The organism is Sinorhizobium sp. NG07B (genome assembly GCF_002532005.1).
GTDB lineage: Bacteria > Pseudomonadota > Alphaproteobacteria > Rhizobiales > Rhizobiaceae > Sinorhizobium > Sinorhizobium fredii_C.
Genome location: NZ_NWTD01000007.1, coordinates 32,623 through 49,677 on the forward strand (window position 1 = coordinate 32,623; position 17,055 = coordinate 49,677).

Genomic DNA, 17,055 nt, shown 5'->3' on the forward strand with positions numbered 1-17,055 from the left:
GGACAGGACGATGAAGACCTCGATAGCGACAGTTTCCTTAAGCGGCGACCTCAGCGACAAGCTGCGCGCCATCGCCAAGGCCGGCTTCGACGGCGTCGAGATTTTCGAGAACGACTTCCTCGCCTTCGACGAGAGCCCGCGCGAGGTCGGCCGGATGGTGCGCGACTTCGGCCTGGAGATCAGCCTGTTCCAGCCCTTCCGCGACTTCGAGGGCATGCCGGAACCGCTCAGAACCCGCACCTTCGACCGCGCCGAGCGCAAGTTCGACCTGATGCAGGAGCTCGGCACCGACCTCGTGCTCGTCTGCTCCAACGTCTCGCCGGCCGCACTCGGCGGCATCGACCGAGCCGCGGCCGATTTCCGCGAGCTTGGCGAGCGCGCCGCCAGACGCGGTTTGCGCGTCGGCTACGAGGCGCTCGCCTGGGGCCGCCACATCCATGATCACCGCGACGCCTGGGAGATCGTCCGGCGGGCCGATCATCCGAATATCGGGCTGATCCTCGACAGCTTCCACACGCTGTCGCGCAAGATCGAGGTTAATTCGATCCGCTCGATTCCCAAGGAAAAGATCTTCATCGTCCAGCTTGCCGATGCGCCGCTGATCGACATGGATCTTCTCTACTGGAGCCGGCACTTCCGCAACATGCCCGGCGAAGGCGACCTGCCGGTGACCGAGTTTACCCGCGCGGTGGCGGCGACCGGCTATGACGGCTATCTGTCGCTGGAAATCTTCAACGACCAGTTTCGCGGCGGCAATGCCAATGCGATCGCCGTCGACGGCTACCGCTCGCTGATCTATCTCGGCGACCAGGTGAAGCGCGCCGAGCCGGATATCCGGCTGCCGGTCCCGGACATGCCGCCGCGCGTCGACGTGAAGGGCGTCGCCTTCGTCGAGTTCACCGCTTCCGAAGAGGAGGCGGGCGAGCTCGAAGCGCTGATCCGCACATTCGGCTTCCGGAAGGCGGCGCGGCACCGGACGAAACAGGTGCTGGTCTACCGCCAGGGCGCCGTCAACCTGGTGATCAACACCGAGCGCGAGGGTTTTGCCAACGCCTCCTATCTGGTGCACGGCACCTCGGCCTATGCCTTCGGCCTTTCGGTCGACGATGCCGCGGCGACCGCCGAACGCGCCCGCGCCCTCGGCGCCGAGCCCTTCGAGCAGGCCGTCGGGCCGGGCGAGCTCAAGGTGCCGGCGATCCGCGGCGTCGGCGGCGGCCTGATCTATTTCCTCGACGACAAATCCGAGCTCGCGAAAATCTGGGAGATCGAATTCGAGCCGGTGACCGACGGCGCCCCGGCGGCGCCGGCCGGCCTCACCGTGATCGACCACGTCGCCCAGACCGTCAAATACGAGGAATTGCTGACCTGGCTACTGTTCTACACCTCGTTGCTCGACACCAAGAAGACGCCGATGGTCGACATCATCGATCCGGCCGGGATCGTCCGCAGCCAAGTGGTCGAAAACAACGCCGGCACGCTGCGCCTGACGCTGAACGGCGCCGAGAACCGCAACACGCTCGCCGGCCGCTTCATCGCCGAAACCTTCGGCTCCGGCGTCCAGCACCTCGCCTTCGCCACCGACGACATCTTCGCGACTGCTCAGGCCCTGCGCGCCAACGGCTTCAAGTCCCTACCGATCTCGCCCAACTACTATGACGACGTCGAGGCCCGCTTCGGCCTCGATGCCGAGTTGGTCGAGCGGCTGAAGGCCGAAAACATCCTCTACGACCGCGACGACCACGGCGAGTTCTTCCAGCTCTACAGCCCCACCTATGGCGAAGGCTTCTTCTTCGAAATCATCGAACGGAGGGGTTATCGCGGCTACGGTGCGGCAAATGCGATCTTCAGGATTGCGGCGCTGAAGAAGTATTTGAGGCCTGAGGGGTTGCCGAAGGATTGAGGGGATGGGGGATTTTTGGGTTGGCCATTGCGGCCTCTCTCCCCTTTGCGCCAGCACCGGTCATTGCTCCTCCTTGAGCGAGTGGCTGCAGAAGGTGCAAGACCGGACACTCGCCCGGCTTGAAATTACACCAGGCCGGCCTTGCGAAGCCCGTCCACGACTAGCTCGAAATCGTCGGGGTTCTTGTAGGGCAACACTTTGCGACGGTATTCGAGGGAGTAGTCGGGATTGACCCGGAACACCTCCTGCCAAGCCGCGCGGGCATCGTCGAAACGGCCCAGATGGCCGTAGCTCGCTGCCAGGAGCGCGCGCGAGACATCGGTAACGGGATTGCGGGTCAGCCGCTCTTTTAGCAAGCCAACCGCCTGTTCGTACCTTCCCAGGTGAAACGACGCCAAGGCTTGGAAGTGCAATAGCACATCCGGAAAATATGGGTTCAAGACCTTCGCCCGATCGAAATGCTTGAGTGCCTCGTCGGCCCTGGCCGAGTAATTCAGTGCCTCGCCCAGGCTGACGTGCCCTTCAGCGAAGTTCGGATTGAGGACTATCGCACGCTGGGCCTCGCTGATGGCCACGTCGTGCCGTCGCGAATACAATTCGACGATGCTCAGCGCCCAGTGCGCCCTGGGATCGCGATCATCCAGCGCTACCGCCCGCGTCGCAAGCTCTTCCGCTTGCTCGCGCGAATTCGGCGGTGACGGGCTCCATCCATTCAAATAGTCGAGTACGTGGGTGAGGGCCAGGAACGCGTGGGCCGAGGCGAAATTCGAGTCCAGTTTGATTGCACGTTGCAAAAGGTCCCGGGCGGCGACGTTCGTCTCCTTCGTCAGCCGGTGCCACAGCTCTCGGCCACGCAGGAAATAGTCATACGCCTCAATGTTGCCGGTGTGCTCGGGCGCCAGCCGCTGCCGGTCGCCCTCCGTCAGGTTGATCGCTAGTGCGCCAACGATCTGCTGCGTGACGTCGTCCTGCACCGCGAATATGTCGGTGAGGTCGCGATCGAAGCGCTCCGCCCACAGATGTCCGCTCGAGGCTGCGTCGATAAGCTGCGCCGTGATGCGCACCCTGTTTCCCGATTTGCGGACGCTGCCTTCCAGCACGTAGCGTACGCCGAGGTTTCTGCCGACCTCCTGCACGTGAACGTTCTTGCCCTTGAACGTGAACGACGAATTGCGGGCGATGACGAAGAGCTGCGGCAGCTTTGAGAGAGATGTGATGATGTCTTCGGAGATTCCGTCGGCGAAATATTCCTGCTCGGCATCACCGCTCATGTTGGCGAAGGGCAGCACGGCGATCGACAGTTTCGGCGGCAGTTCCGTCGTCGGACGGCTTGTCACCGGCTGTGAGGTCGCGGTTGCCTTTGCCTCGGTGGTGCCGACACGCAGCGAATACACCCGGATCGGCTCGGCGATGTTCTTGAGCTGCGTGTTGCCGAGATCGCTGACTGAGAGGTCAAGCCGCGCCTTGACCTGGCGATAGGCATCCTCGGATAGGCAGATGGCCCCTGGCGCAGCGACGCCCTCCAGACGCGAGGCGATGTTGACGCCGTCGCCCATCAGGTCGCCGTCGCTTTCCTCGACCACGTCGCCGAGATGAATTCCGATCCGGAACTCGATGCGGCGGTCCTGCGGCACGCCGGCATTGCGCTCGACCATACCGTTCTGCACCTCAATGGCGCAGCGCACGGCGTCTACTACACTGCGGAACTCGACCAGCGCCCCATCGCCTGTGCGCTTGATCACGCGTCCGTTGTGCACGGCGATGGTCGGATCGATCAGGTCGCTGCGCAGCGCCCGCAACCTGGCCAAAGTACGGTCTTCGTCTGCGCCGGCCAGCCGGCTGTACCCGACCACGTCGGCAGCCAGGATCGCCGCTAGCTTGCGGTTCTCGCTCACAGGCCATCTCCTCGTCTCCACAATAACAGGAAGACACAGGGAAGAGGAAATTTTCGGGGTCCCGTTCAGAGCGACTTTGGGTGAGATCATCGCTCGCCATTTGTTCGCCGGCAATCGTGAATGCTCACAATGTCGAGCACTCGCAACCCGGTGCCAATGACGCAGACGTCCTGCCTGGGCAATGACTGTCCTGGCAACTTTCGGACATTCGACACCGTGACGCCGAAAGTCGGCTCAGGGCCGCAAGCTGCCGCTGCTTTCCGGCAAAGCTCCGCAGCAACCGTTCAGCCTCGCAATGCGCGACATTGAAAAAAGAACGGACCGGGAATTGCACGCGCTCTGCGCCCGAATGAGCATATTTCCCGGGCGTTTCTGACCAGCGCCAGCTCCCTACGACGTACTCACCACCAGCGGCAGCTCACCCGTTTCCAGCCGCGACTCCTGCGAGCCGATCGACATTCTGTTGCCGCGCCAGTCGGCGCTGCCGGCGAACCAGCTGCGGACCCAGATGACCGGCAGCAGCAGGTCGCGGGTGAGCATGGCGACGAGCGACCAGCGGGAGAGATGCCAGTTCTTGCGATGGACGAGCAAAAATTCCGGCAGGTAGGCGGCGGTTGCGACAAGAGCGGCGACGGCGGGCACGCTGTGACCCGCAGCGACAGCGGCGATCGCCGACAGCAGGAGCGGCGGCACGACGCCGGCCAGAATTTCCGGCGCGAAGAACTGCGGAAAGGTGACGCGCCGCAACCGCGCCCAGCGGCACTGCCGGGCCCAGACCTCGCGGAACGTCCTTGTGCCGAGCGGCTGGTCGAACGGCGCGGAAACGAGGTGCACCTTCAGGCCGAGGCTTCTCACCAGCTTGGTTGCGGCCGCATCCTCGGCGATCTCCGCCGCCAGCGCCTGGATGCCGCCATTGGCATCCAGCAGGCTCTTGCGCCAGAGCATGCTCTTGCCCTGGGCGAAGCCGAAGCCGAGGGCCTCGCCGGCATATTGCCAGCGCGCCTGGTGGGCGTTGAGGAAGGCGCACTCGACCTCGGCCCAAAAGCCGTTCGGGCGTGAGCCGAGCGGGGTCGAGCAGACGAGCCCGCACTCGGGCCGCCACGCCGCCATCAGCCGAACGAGATAGTCGGCTGGCATCAGCACGTTCGAATCGGCGAGAACCACCCATTCATGCGCGGCCGCATTCCAGCCCTTTACGCAGTTGTTGAGCTTCGGATTGGCGCTGATCCGGTCGTCGCCGATGAGGATCGCCGCGGGAATGCCCGGGTGGCGCCGGCGCGCGGCCTCGATCAGCGGAATCAACGGATCCTTGGCATCGGCGACGCAGAAGATGACTTCGTATTCCGGCCAATCCAGGCGAAACGCGCTTTCAAGCGTTTCCCGGGAAAATTCTTCGATTCCGCAGAGCGGGATGACGAGGGAGACCGGCGGTCGATAGGTCGTCCGCGGCTGCGGGCCGAGACGCGGCCAGATCCGCCAGCCCGCTATCATCAGGCTCAACAGATTGATGGCTAGGAAGGCACCGGCGACGAACAAGATGAGCATCATTTACCCGGGCAACGAACCGCGATTCCGACGAAGTTGAGTTCCGGATAAACATCATCGCAAGATGACAGGCGAATGACAGTTGGGCGCTCTCGGGGCCGTGGCTGAAGCACCCCCCTCTGGCCTGCCGGCCATCTCCCCCAAAAGGAGGGAGATCATTTGCGGCCGGCCCCTCGCTCCGACCTTGCCGCTTCTGTAAGCGGAACGCTTCGCTCGAGGTGCAAAGCGTGCCACATCCAATCTCCCCCCTTGTGGGGGGAGATGGCCGGCAGGCTAGAGGGGGTGGCCATCCGCATTCGAGCCCTTGCTGCGTGGGACGAATTGAACAAATTCCCTGCCCGGTTAATTATATGTCTGCGCAGTGCGCCTTTTCAGGGCGCCCGACGGCCGCCGCTTGTTCCATGCCCCGTCCTCGTACCGGAACAGGCAGCACAAGAATTGCGAAGACAGAGACGATGGATTTCGTCGAGACCATCAATGCCACCGCGGCGTGGCTCGAGCGGTTTGTGCTCAACGAATGGACGCTCTATCAGTGCGCCGTGATCGTCGTCGGCTATTTCGCTTGCGGCCTCGCCGCTAAGCGCCTGGAGCCGGCGCTCGAAGCCCGCGCCCGGATGATCAGGGGAAATCCGGACCTGCTGCGCGTCATCATCGCCTTCATGCGGCGGCTCAAATGGCTGTTCCTGATCGTCTGGCTGTGGATCGCCGACGTCGTGCTGTCGCGCTACGGCTGGCCGTCCTATCGCTGGCTGGTGGGCACGGTGCTGACGCTGGTCGCCGCCTGGTTCATCATCGCGGTCCTGACCCGGATTATCCGCAACCAGACGCTGGCGCGCGTCGTCGCCGTCCTCGGCTGGCTCTACTTCGCGCTTTACGCGCTCGGGCTGGATCGCCCGGTGCTGACAGCGCTCGACAATGCCGCCGTCAATCTCGGTGCCGTTCGTCTTTCGCTGCTGCTCGTACTGAAGGCGATCGTGCTCTCCGCCGCAATGATCTGGCTCGCCGTTCTCACCGGCAACATGTCGTCGAACTGGATTCAGAAATCCGCCGACCTGACGCCGTCGCTGAAGGTGCTGATCAGCAAGCTGATCAAGATCGGGCTCATCGTGCTTGCCGGCACGATCGCGCTGTCGGCGACCGGCATTGATCTGACGGCGCTCACCGTCTTTTCCGGCGCCGTCGGCGTCGGCATCGGCTTCGGCCTGCAGAAGGTGGTCTCCAACTTCATCTCCGGGATCATCATCCTGCTCGACAAGTCGATCAAGCCGGGCGACACGATCACGCTCGGGGAAACCTTCGGCTCGATCCGCGACCTGCGCTCCCGCTTCGTCTCCGTCATCACCCGCGACGGCAAGGAGTATCTGATCCCGAACGAGGACTTCATCTCCGAGCAGGTGGTGAACTGGTCGTTTTCCAGCGACTATGTCCGCATCGACGTGGCCTTCGAAACGTCGCCGAAGAGCGATCCGCACGAGGTCGCCCGGCTTGCGATCGAAACCGCCAAGACCGTGCCGCGGGTCGCCAGCGCCTATGCCGAGCCGGTCTGCTGGTTGACCGGTTTCGGCGGCTCGTCGCTTACCTTCAAGCTGAGATTCTGGATTTCCGATCCGGCCAACGGCCTGACGAACATCCGCGGCCAGGTGTTCATGGCGCTCTGGGACGCCTTCCAGGCAGCCGGCATTGCGACGCCCGACCCGCGCGAGATCATCATGAAGACGCCGGTCGAAATCACCGGCGCAGAAGAGCCGACAGCTCGCGAAACAGCCGCTCGTCCTCGGACTGTGCCACGTTGAAGCGCAGAAAATTGCCGGCCGTCTGCGCCTGGCTGAAGACATTGCCGGGGGCGAGCACGATGTTTCTGGCAAGCGCCCTTCGGGCGAGCTCCGCCGCGTCGATGCCGTCCGGCAGGCGGCACCAGACGAACATGCCCGCCTGCGGCTCGATCCAGGGCTGAATGCCGATCGCCCGGAGCTTTCCGATCGTCTCGGCCATTGCCCGCGACAATCGCTGCCGCACCGTCTCCATGTGCCTGCGATAGCTGCCGTCCTTCAACAGCGTCAGCACCAGCTCGGCGGCAAATCCGGGACCGCCGAAACTGGTTGCGATCTTCAGGTCGGCGAGCGGCTCGATCCATTGGCGGGGCGCGACGATGAAGCCGCACCGCACCGCCGCCGACAGCGACTTCGAAAAGCTGCCGATATGCACCACCCGCTCGAGCCCGTCGAAGGCGGCAAGCCGCGGCGCCGGCGCCTCTTCGAAATCGGCAAAAATGTCGTCCTCGACGATCGTCAGTCCCGCCTGGTCGGCGAGCTTCAAGAGGCGGTGGGCGATAAGCGGCGTGAGCGTCGCGCCGGTCGGATTGTGGAGGGCGGAATTGGTGATGTAGAGGCGCGGCCGGTGTTCTTCGAGCGCCGCGGCAAAGCGCTCGATGTCCGGCCCGGCCGGCGTATAGGGAATGCCGACGATTTTTGCCTGATGCGCCCGGAGCAGCGCATGAAAGTTGAAGTAGCACGGATCGTCGACGAGCACGGTTTCGCCCGGCTCGACGAGGAAGCGGCAGAGGAGGTCGATCGCCTGGGTGCCGGACTCCGTCAGCATGATCTGCTCCGGCGAGGCTTCGATGCCGTGCTGCGCCAGACGGCGGGCAAGGAGCGCGCGGAGCGGCAAGAGCCCGAACGGCGGGCCGTAGTCGACGAGCGTCGAGGCACTTGCCCGCGCGACCGACCGCAAAGCCCGGCGCAGCCCCTCTTCCGGCATCCATTCAGCCGGCAGCCAGCCGCAGCCCGGCTTCAGCACATTGACATCCGCCTCGAGCGCCTGCCGCGAGATCCACAGGGGATCCACCTCGCGCTCCACCCGCGGGCCGAGTTCAGCAAGCGACAAGGGCGCCAGCGGCGCGGCGACGAAGAAGCCGGAGCCCGGCCGCGAGCGGATCAGCCCCTCCGCCGCCAGCCGCTCATAGGCCTCCACCACGGTCGACTTGGAAACTTTCAAGCTCGTCGCGAAGGCACGGATCGACGGCAGCCGGGCGCCGGGTGTCAGGCTGCGCCCGGCAATCCGGTTCCTTACCGTCGCCATCACCCTTGCGATCAGCGTCTCGCCATCGGCGTCGACAGTCTGCGGCCTCATCTGTACCGGTTCCTTTTGCATGACAGTTCGGCGAAACTGTACTTCACCGTCTCTGGAAGCGCCAGCCGCCTCAGCCGATAGAGATGGCGCCGACAGGGGCAAAAGGAGCATGGCATGGACAGAACCACGAGCGGCTGGATGAACGGCATGGCGGGCGTATTGATTTTCTCGGGCTCGCTGCCGGCGACGCGGATCGCGGTGATGGATTTCGATCCGATTTTCCTGACGCTGGCGCGCGCGACGATCGCCGGGCTGCTCGCCTTCGGGCTGCTCGTCGCCTTCCGCGAGAGGCGGCCCGAGCGCGGCGATCTGCTGCCGCTCGGCATCGTCTCGCTCGGCGTCGTCGTCGGCTTCCCGCTGCTGACGGCGCTGGCGCTCCGGCACGTGACCTCCGCCCGCTCGATCGTGTTCGTCGGGCTGCTGCCGCTCGCCACCGCGATCTTCGGCGTGCTGCGCGGCGGCGAGCGGCCGCGTCCGGCCTTCTGGCTGTTTTCCGGGCTCGGCAGCGCCATCGTCGTCGGCTTTGCGTTGCGCCAGGGGTTTTCCGCCTCGCCGCTCGGCGACCTGCTGATGCTTGCCGCCATTCTCGCCTGCGGCCTCGGCTATGCCGAAGGGGCGAAGCTGTCACGCAAGCTCGGCGGCTGGCAGGTCATTTCCTGGGCGCTTGTGCTGTCGTTGCCCGTGATGGTCGGGCTGGCGCTCGCCACCATGCCGGCAGACTTCGGGAACTTGCGCGCCGCCTCCTGGCTCGGCCTCGGCTATGTCTCCGTCTTCTCAATGCTGGTCGGCTTCATCTTCTGGTATCGCGGCCTCGCCCAGGGCGGCATCGTCGCCGTCGGCCAGTTGCAATTGCTGCAGCCCTTCTTCGGGCTCGCCTTGGCGGCGACCCTGCTCGGCGAGACGGTGAGCTGGACGATGCTTGCCGCCACACTGGCGATCGTCGCCTGTGTTGCCGGCGCGAAGAAGTTCGCGAGTTAGCCGCGGTTGCGGACGCGCCGCCCCGACCATCTCCCTAAAGCTGTGTCCCTGCCCGAGGGTGGTCGATGTTAGTATCGGCACAAGGGGAACTTCCAGGCGGGCGGTGCGTTGGGGCAGATGGCAAAACGCGTCCGGCCTCGGACGATTGGGGGAGGCACTCACCGGTGAACAGGCATCTTCTCGTCGCAGCCATGCTGTCGCTTCTTGCGGGCACGGTTCAGGCCGATGAATCGGCCTTTCTCGGGTCGCTGGAGGGGCAATGGACCGGGGGCGGTATGGTCAGGGTTCGCGTCGACAGGACGCCGATCAACGTCTCCTGCAACTTCGATTCGCAAGCGAGCGAGGCCGCGCTGTCGATGCGGGGCACCTGTCGCGGCCTGATCGTCGTCTCGCGCTCGATCGGCGCCGACCTTCAGTTTACAGGTGTCAACTACAGCGGCACCTATGTCGGGCCGAGCGGCCGCAAATCAACGCTCACCGGCAAGCGCCGCGGCAGCGCCATCAACCTCACTATCCATTGGGCGCGGGAGGTGAACGGCGACCGCCGCGCCAACCTGACGCTGCAGAAGGTGGGCGAGAACGGCATGAAGCTCGTGACCGTCGACGTCGATCCGCGATCCGGCAATCGGGTGGTCACCAGCGAAATCAATCTGCAGCGAAAGTAGCCGGCGCTTTACGCGAGGCGTCAGATCACGCCCCAGCCGCGATAGCGTCCCCTGCCGGTGATCTCGCGCACTCCGAGCTCGCGCACCAGATTGAGCGCGCCGCGCGGGGTGACGCCGAGATGCCGGGCGATCATCGCCGTCGAGACGACCGGCCGGGAAAGGACGAGATCGATCAGCCGGGGGAGGTTGCTGTTGGAGCGCCTGTCCTTGATCCGCATCTCCATCTGCGTCCTGGCGAGCGACAGCCGGTCGAGCTCCTTGAGGCCGAGATCGGCCGTCATCGCCATAGCCTCGAGAAAGGCATTGAGGCGCGTCAGCCGGTCCTTCGAGCGGCGCCGCTCGTGGCGGATCGTCTTCAGCCCGGTGTTGAAGGCAAGCACGTGCGAGGCGACCTTGCCGCGCGAGCGAAGATAGGCGCCGACGAGCAGCGCGCCGAGCCAATGCTGGCGGCGCAGCGGCTCGATCCTTTCCCAGGCGTCGAAGAGCACCGCGGCGCCGAGGCAGGCGGGCAAGGGGTCGGCGGCGGCGAGGATCTTCCGCCACGCATCGAGCCGCGCCGTCTCGTCCCAATCCTCATCGAAGAGCAGGCCGAGCTGGCCTCGAGGCTCAGCCGCCCGCTGCGGGGACAATGCGGGACCGCCTTCGGCTAGGCTGCCGGAGTGAAATTCGAGGAGCCGCTGCGACCGGGCAATGGCCGCGTCGAGCTCGGCGAATTCGCCGGCGAGCGGGTTGTCGTCGGCATCGTCCGCCGCTTCCGATGCCCCGTCGGGGCTCGGCCGGGCATCCCGTGCGATTGCTTCATTCGCGGCGGCAGCGCCCTGGTCTCCCCTCAGCGCATTCATCCCCGGCAAGGTCAACGCCCAGCCGGGCTCGGCCAGTTCCAGGCGGCGCCGGGCCCGCAACACGCCATGGGCGATCGTCAATTCGTGAGAAGGCGCTCGCGCATCCATGTGCGAATCGTGTAATACGAGATCCTCGACATGGACGAGTTCGCCTGCTACCCAGAGAGCCGCCGCCGCGTCGAAGAACTGTCCGCGTTCGCGAAACCCCTCGGCAATGGCATGGCGGGCGGCGCGTTCATCGAGCCGGGCAAGCCCGTCCTCCGCGGCGATCAGGCCCGGAAGCAGCGCTGGATGAAGCGGATCGGGTGTTTCATATCTCATTAAAAAGACGTAGCCTTTTGCTGAAACGGAAGCTAACACGAGTTTTTGTTCCGTCACAGGGTGAGGCAACGTTGCCCACTGGAATTTTGCCGGTCGGCACCGCCAGCTAGCCAAACGACTAATCACCGGCCACCGGCGGCAAACACCGGCCGCCGATCGAGTTGACAGCTGTCAACAGCATCCGACTCGGATCAAGGCAAACCTGTTCCGACGTGAGACGCGGCGCACCGCCAAGGCATTCTTCGCAGGTCCCGGCCCTCCTCCCTAGAGTTGACAGCTGTCAACTCCGTGCCCGACCGGTGTCGGCGGCATGCCCCTGCCCCGGTCCCTCGTTCGGACTTGCGTCGCCAACTGTCGGCCTCAAGCCCGCATCTTGCCAGTGGTCGACAATTCCTGCTTTAAGACGCGCGGGGCAAGTTCCAGCGGTACGCATTTTCCGCAGGCACAGACACGAAAGAAGCGGCATTCATGACAAGCGTTCTGGCAGCAAGCGGCGGCGTCAAGCAGGTGATCTGCATCAGTTGGGGCACCAAATACGGCCCTCCCTTCATCAACCGGCTCTATGCCATGGTGGCGCGCAACATCACCCCGCCCTTCACCTTCACCTGCTTCACCGACAGCCGCGACAACCTGCGGCCGGAAATTCTCTGCGAAGACCTGCCGCCGCTCGATGTCGAGATGCCGAAGAACACCAAAGGCATCTGGCCGAAGGCGCGTCTCTGGGGACCGAAGCTCGGCAGCCTCAAAGGGCCGGTGCTGTTCCTTGACCTCGACGTGGTGATCGTCGGCTCGCTCGACAGCTTCTTCGAGGTCGGCGGACCGGATGACGTCGTCCTGGCAGTCAACCAGACGACGCCTTTCGAACGGCTCGGCCAGACGTCGGTGTTCCGCTTCCCGGTCGGCAAGCTCGTGCCGTTGCAGGAGAAATTCCGGGCCGATCCGCAAGGGGTGGCGGACGAATATCGGTTCGAACAGCGCTTCGTGACGCGCAACGCCCCAGGCGGGGCAAAATTCTTCCCGCGCCGGCATGTCCTGCATTTCCGCCAGGATTGCCGCTGGCCGTTTCCGCTGAACTATTATCTCTCCCCGCGCCTTCCCGCCGACGCCCGGATCGTCCTCTTCCCGCGCGGGCTGTTGCCGCAGCACGCGATCGACGGCCAGTTCGGCTACAAGGGCCGCGCCTCCACGCCGCTCGGCCACGTCTGTGGTCTGTTTTCTCCCGAGCGAAGGGAAAGAAACCCGTTCCGCTATCTGCGCCACTATATTCGACCGACCCAGTGGGTGGCCGAACACTGGCGCGAGTGATTGCCGGGCGGAGTTGACAGCTGTCAACAGGGTTTGAAGTTCGGCGCTGCTTGACCATAGCGAGAAGGAAAGCGATGTGCCGCTCAATAGGCTGGTTATCTATGCCAAAGATGTCGAAGAAACAGCCCGCTTTTACGAGAAGCACTTTGGCTTCGAGGTAAGCCGTCGGCCTGGCGACCGAATCGTAGAACTGTGCTCCCGGGACGGCGGCGCAAATCTCCTGCTGCATCCGGCAGCAAAAGGGCAGCGCGGCGGTCGATCGGCTATCAAGCTCGTCTTCGACGCGGAGAATGTCGAGGCCTTCTGCCGGCGATCCGCGGCATTGGGACTTGAGTTCGGCCCCATACACCAAGCTGACGGCTATCAATTCGCCAATGCCAAAGACCCCGACGAAAACTTCGATCTCGGTCTCACGTCGCGCCTTCCGCAAGACGGATCGAAAACACGTCCACGTGTATCGACAGGCGGCCGACTCCGAGGGGTGAGTGACCAACGTGAATCCAAGTAGCGGAAACGATTGGCGAGTTAGCTTCCGTGTGGCGAGTGGCGAAGCTTTTCTGTCAATGCGTTACGATAACCGCAATTTCGTTAAGAACAGGTTGTCGGATCACCAACGACGATTCCGGTTGCGCGGAGGCTCCGACACCTGCAACGGCAAAACAATGCCGTCAGGGCACCGCGCACGAAGTGGCGCGGCTTCCCAAGTCTTCCAAACAACGAGCTTGCCTGTCCTGTCCTCTCATCCGGCGCTAGCTGGCCATCGTCGCACTCGCCCTGCTTGCCTGGGACAGGGCGCCGATCATCGGTGCCAACGAAAAGGTCTGCTGCCTTGCGCGTCGGGTGAGATCCCTGAGATAGCCGCCCGGTGAGTTGATCCGATCGGCTCTTTCGAGAATGCAGGCCATGACGGTCGCGGCATTCTCGTAGCCGAGCACCGAGCAGGCATCCTCATAGGCGTCGGCGCTCACCTCGAGCATGGTGCGGACCACGATCGCCGCGGTAATCAGGTCTTTCCAGTTCGCCACGCGGCCGGATGGCGCATAGTCGGCAATTTGCGGGCAGGCCTGAAGAACCGCTGGCAGGGGGATTTGGCGGGAAAGCCGTTCGACAGGGGCGGTGGGTGGAACGAGGCTGGCCGGCAGTCGGGGAGAGGCCTCATCTCGCCGCCGCTGTTCCGGTTTTCTCGTCCGCCCATCGCTTTCCGTTCGGCGGGCGTCGGCGGTAAAGCTGATCTCCCGGCCTTTTCCCATGCCCGGTTCAGATTCAAATTGGGAATCTGGATCTGAATTCTGTTTGTGCCATCCATTCTGGTGATCATTGGCGGCCGTTTTTTGCGAATTCAGCCATATTTCCAATCGATTGGTCAGATCGTCGCGGAGTTTTGCGAGTTTTTCGAGGATGGCTTCGACGACTCCGGCGGGAGCCTTGCGCGGCAGGCCGGTGATCAGGTGCTGAATCTCGGACTCGAGTGCGTCCAGATCAGCGTCAGGACCGATCTCGCGGCTGAGTTCGAGCAGCTTGGTTATGTCGCGCCGGCAGAGGCTCAGGCGCTCACGAACGAGCCGGAGATGCTGCTGTTCGGCGGCAAGCTTGGCCGCGGCGGCCTTGAATTCTTCGGCCCGGGCAAGCAGCGGTGCGAGGTCGAAACCGAAGGCTTCGCCGATCGCGCCATTGCGGTTCTTGCGGGCGTAGCGCTTGCCGTTCGGGCTGTCGCGCCGGACGATCAGCCCGGCTTCGACTAGGCAGGCGAGATGCCGGCGGAGCGTCGTACCGGCCATGCCGTGGGCGCGGAGCGAAAGCTGCGCATTCGAGGGAAACACGACCAAGCCGTTTTCGCTCGATAGTTCGGCACCGGGAGAGAAGCTCAAGAGAGCATTGAGCACGGCAAGCGATCGATCCGAGATGCCGATCTCGGCCTTCGCCTCACAAACCGTGCGAAACAATTTCCATTTGTCGACCGACTGCTTCGGCGGAATATCGCCAGCAGCGATCTGCCTTGCGAGCATGCCAAGCGTCATCGCCCGGCGCCCGAAAGGCGTCGTCACATTCCCACGCTCCATTTTTCTTCACCTTTTCCAAGGCAAAAGAAAACCGTTCGCCGAAACGACGTCAAAAATGCTTGACACTGATTCGCGGAAATGGGAATCTCTAGTTGCTACACGAGAGAAGGGTTTCCGCAGCGCTAGTCGTTCGGAAGCCTTTTTCTTTTGCTCTGCTTAATCTCCTGTTTCCTGTTGGTATTCGAGGTAGAGAGCATCGAGCCTCTGCCTCACGAATTCTGCGAAGCCCGGCGCCGCCTTCTTGCTGAAAGCAAGCGTCGTTTCCGTATCGGTATCGCGGATGCGCACCGGACGCGTCCGGTCGGGAGCCAGCCAGGCTTCGGACCGAGCCCGCGTCCTGGTTTCGGCGAGCAACGCGAAGAGCTTTTCGAAGCGCCGGTCGCTGTCCATTTCCGTGAACACGCTTTGGCGAATGTGTGAGAGCGCCTTGGCGCGCCGTCCGCTGTTTTCAAGCCGATCGGCCAGTTCCATCCAGCGCCGCCGCCCGAAGGAGGGTGCGGCACCGATCGCCTCGATGATCTCCACCGGCAGGCGCCGCACGACGGTGATCATCTTCGACAGCGCCGCCTTGTCGACGCCGATCGCTGACATGATGGTCTCCCGCGAAAAGCCGCGGTCCTCGAGCCTGGCCGCAAACAGCGACCGCTCGATGAAGGAGAGGTCCGTGCGGGCGTTGTTCTCCTGCCCTTGCGAAATGACGAGCTGCTCGTCGCTCAGCGCGCGAACGACGGCTTTCACCTTGCCGCCGATTTCGCGCAGCGCCGCCAGGCGCCGGTGGCCATAGGCGACCTGATAGCGGTTTTCCGCCTCCGGGTGCGGCCGCACCAGGATCGGCACCTGTTGTCCATGGTCGCGGATCTGCTCGACCAGCGCGGCCTGCACTTCCGGCGTGACGCCCAGCCGGTCGACGACGAAGGAGGCGTCGATCAGGTCCGGATCGAGCTCGACGATCGCGTGACCCTGCGCCAGCTGGCGCTCCAGCTCCTCGGCCCGCTCGACCTTCTGGGTGATGTTGGTGAGCGACCTCGTGATGCCGCCGACCAGCGCATTGGTTCTCTTCCCCGGCGCAAGCCCGGCGATCGGTCGCTCGACCGCCGGCCGTTCCGCGTCGAGCGGAGCGGCCGGGCTGTCGGAGATGCCGATCAGGTTCTTGCGGGCCATCGATTACTTCCTTCCCCAGACGCTGCGGATCATCTCTTCGATCTCCGCATTGACGAGCGAAAGGGAATCCATCGCCCGATCATAGGTACCGCGAATGAATTGCGACCGCTCGACCTCGTAAAGCGTCTGCTTCGTAACGCCGGCGTCGGAGATCGCGGTCGACTTCACCATGGCATTCTGCAGCATACGGTTGCCGAAGATCGCCCGCATGAAGCCGGTCATCTGGCTCTGCGGACCGTCATTAGGCTCGAAACGGGTGACGAGATAGCGCATCCAATCATAGCTGGTGCGGCCGCCCGCCTTCTCGACGACCGCCATGAGTTCGCTGGTCATCGACAGGAACTGGGACATCGACATGACGTCGAGCATTTGCGGGTGCACGGTGATGAGGACGGAGGTTGCGGCGCAGAGCGCCGACATCGTCAGGAAGCCGAGCTGCGGCGGGCAATCGATGACGACGACATCGTAGAAGCTCTCGATTTCCGTCAGCACCTCGCCGATCCGCGCGAAAAACAGCGTCTCGGCGGAGCCGCCGATCATCGCCTTCGGGGTTTCGTGCTCGAACTCCATCAATTCGAGATTGCCGGGGATCAGATGCAGATTGGTCGTATAGGTCGAGCGCACCACCTCGGCGATCGGGCGAGGGGCCTCGTAGCGGATGGCGCCATAAAGCGTCTCGGCTTCGCCGACGTCGAGTTCGGGCTGGTGGCCGAAGAGTGCGGAAAGCGATGCCTGCGGGTCGAGATCGATCGCCAGCACGCGATAGCCGCGCAGCGCCAGATATTGCGACAGATGCGCCGACGTCGTCGTCTTGCCCGAGCCGCCCTTGAAATTCATCACCGAGATGACCTGGAGCTTTTCGCCCGGCCGCCGGTGCGGAATGTATTTGCCCGTCTTGCTGCCCTCGTCGAGGACGCGGCGGATCCGCTCGATATCCTCGACCGCATACATGCGCCGGCCGTTTGACAGCGGCTGCGGGCCGTGCCCTTCTGAGGCGATCTGGCGCAGGTAGCCTTCACCGATTCCGATGAAGGCGGCGGCCTCCGCCGGGCTGAAGAGCCGCATCGACTTCTGTGCCGTCGGAGAGAAGATCTTCCTTTGATGTTCCTGCAGCTGATGAGCGAGTTCCTGAGCGTCGGCCGCCAGCAAGGAGGGCAAGTGCTCCTGCTCGTCGACACTCTGGACTCTCGGCTGCAACATGATGATCTCCGAAAACTGCGCAAAATTCGGCAATAGGAGCGAATCTGCGCAGAT

At 63.9% G+C, this 17,055-nt stretch carries 12 protein-coding genes and 1 pseudogene; 6 read left to right on the forward strand and 7 right to left on the reverse strand.

Annotated features, from left to right (window positions below; translation table 11 throughout):
• The first annotated feature begins 10 nt into the window (after positions 1-10).
• Positions 11-1,900 (forward strand): sugar phosphate isomerase/epimerase and 4-hydroxyphenylpyruvate domain-containing protein, encoded by a 1,890-nt coding sequence (locus tag CO664_RS21205; RefSeq protein WP_097539813.1) that lies wholly within the window; start codon positions 11-13, stop codon positions 1,898-1,900.
• Positions 1,901-2,025: 125 nt separating this feature from the next.
• Here the strand turns inward: CO664_RS21205 and CO664_RS21210 are convergent, their stop codons facing one another.
• Positions 2,026-3,795 carry an adenylate/guanylate cyclase domain-containing protein gene (locus CO664_RS21210; RefSeq protein WP_097539814.1) on the reverse strand — a complete coding sequence of 590 codons (1,770 nt, stop codon included), beginning with the start codon at positions 3,793-3,795 and terminating at the stop codon, positions 2,026-2,028.
• A gap of 390 nt (positions 3,796-4,185) precedes the next feature.
• A complete protein-coding gene (locus CO664_RS21215) occupies positions 4,186-5,343 on the reverse strand; it encodes a ceramide glucosyltransferase (protein WP_037421381.1) in 1,158 nt (385 codons plus the stop codon).
• A 452-nt stretch (positions 5,344-5,795) separates the two neighbouring features.
• Here CO664_RS21215 and CO664_RS21220 point away from each other — a divergent pair, with 452 nt between their 5' ends.
• Positions 5,796-7,133: a mechanosensitive ion channel domain-containing protein gene (locus CO664_RS21220; RefSeq protein ID WP_037421378.1), complete on the forward strand. Its 1,338-nt coding sequence runs from the start codon at positions 5,796-5,798 to the stop codon at positions 7,131-7,133.
• Here CO664_RS21220 and CO664_RS21225 read toward each other — a convergent pair.
• On the reverse strand, positions 7,069-8,490 hold the full coding sequence (locus CO664_RS21225) for a PLP-dependent aminotransferase family protein (protein WP_097539815.1): 1,422 nt from the start codon (positions 8,488-8,490) through the stop codon (positions 7,069-7,071). The genes CO664_RS21220 and CO664_RS21225 overlap by 65 nt on opposite strands.
• 93 nt (positions 8,491-8,583) lie before the next feature.
• On the opposite strand from CO664_RS21225, the gene CO664_RS21230 reads away from it, so the two are divergent.
• Positions 8,584-9,447 carry a DMT family transporter gene (locus tag CO664_RS21230; protein ID WP_097539816.1) on the forward strand — a complete coding sequence of 288 codons (864 nt, stop codon included), beginning with the start codon at positions 8,584-8,586 and terminating at the stop codon, positions 9,445-9,447.
• 164 nt (positions 9,448-9,611) lie between these two features.
• Complete coding sequence (locus CO664_RS21235) at positions 9,612-10,112, forward strand: hypothetical protein (RefSeq protein ID WP_097526952.1); 501 nt, start codon at positions 9,612-9,614, stop codon at positions 10,110-10,112.
• Positions 10,113-10,132: 20 nt separating this feature from the next.
• On the opposite strand, the gene CO664_RS21240 is transcribed toward CO664_RS21235, so the two are convergent.
• A complete protein-coding gene (locus CO664_RS21240) occupies positions 10,133-11,275 on the reverse strand; it encodes an RHE_PE00001 family protein (RefSeq protein WP_097539817.1) in 1,143 nt (380 codons plus the stop codon).
• A gap of 468 nt (positions 11,276-11,743) precedes the next feature.
• On the opposite strand from CO664_RS21240, the gene CO664_RS21245 reads away from it, so the two are divergent.
• The gene (locus CO664_RS21245; RefSeq protein ID WP_097539818.1) at positions 11,744-12,580 is read left to right on the forward strand and encodes a glycosyl transferase; all 837 of its coding nucleotides are present in this window, start codon (positions 11,744-11,746) and stop codon (positions 12,578-12,580) included.
• A gap of 76 nt (positions 12,581-12,656) precedes the next feature.
• A pseudogene (locus tag CO664_RS21250) lies at positions 12,657-13,065 on the forward strand (VOC family protein).
• Between the two features lie 264 nt (positions 13,066-13,329).
• On the opposite strand, the gene repC reads toward CO664_RS21250, so the two are convergent.
• From repC to repA, 3 genes are all read right to left on the reverse strand, one after another.
• Positions 13,330-14,640, reverse strand: coding sequence for a plasmid replication protein RepC (repC, locus tag CO664_RS21255; protein WP_097539819.1), 1,311 nt, complete (start codon positions 14,638-14,640; stop codon positions 13,330-13,332).
• Between the two features lie 156 nt (positions 14,641-14,796).
• Positions 14,797-15,801 carry a plasmid partitioning protein RepB gene (gene repB, locus CO664_RS21260; RefSeq protein ID WP_097539820.1) on the reverse strand — a complete coding sequence of 335 codons (1,005 nt, stop codon included), beginning with the start codon at positions 15,799-15,801 and terminating at the stop codon, positions 14,797-14,799.
• A gap of 3 nt (positions 15,802-15,804) precedes the next feature.
• Complete coding sequence (gene repA / locus CO664_RS21265) at positions 15,805-16,998, reverse strand: plasmid partitioning protein RepA (protein ID WP_037421435.1); 1,194 nt, start codon at positions 16,996-16,998, stop codon at positions 15,805-15,807.
• Positions 16,999-17,055 lie beyond the last annotated feature (57 nt).

What these genes read in the sequence shown, in the direction of transcription:
- CO664_RS21205 (WP_097539813.1), top strand. Translation starts at nt 11, where the DNA reads ATGAAGACCTCGATAGCGACAGTTTCCTTAAGCGGCGACCTCAGCGAC.
- CO664_RS21215 (WP_037421381.1), bottom strand. Translation starts at nt 5,343, where the DNA reads ATGATGCTCATCTTGTTCGTCGCCGGTGCCTTCCTAGCCATCAATCTG.
- CO664_RS21220 (WP_037421378.1), top strand. Translation starts at nt 5,796, where the DNA reads ATGGATTTCGTCGAGACCATCAATGCCACCGCGGCGTGGCTCGAGCGG.
- CO664_RS21225 (WP_097539815.1), bottom strand. Translation starts at nt 8,490, where the DNA reads ATGCAAAAGGAACCGGTACAGATGAGGCCGCAGACTGTCGACGCCGAT.
- CO664_RS21230 (WP_097539816.1), top strand. Translation starts at nt 8,584, where the DNA reads ATGGACAGAACCACGAGCGGCTGGATGAACGGCATGGCGGGCGTATTG.
- CO664_RS21240 (WP_097539817.1), bottom strand. Translation starts at nt 11,275, where the DNA reads ATGAGATATGAAACACCCGATCCGCTTCATCCAGCGCTGCTTCCGGGC.
- CO664_RS21245 (WP_097539818.1), top strand. Translation starts at nt 11,744, where the DNA reads ATGACAAGCGTTCTGGCAGCAAGCGGCGGCGTCAAGCAGGTGATCTGC.
- repC (WP_097539819.1), bottom strand. Translation starts at nt 14,640, where the DNA reads ATGGAGCGTGGGAATGTGACGACGCCTTTCGGGCGCCGGGCGATGACG.
- repB (WP_097539820.1), bottom strand. Translation starts at nt 15,801, where the DNA reads ATGGCCCGCAAGAACCTGATCGGCATCTCCGACAGCCCGGCCGCTCCG.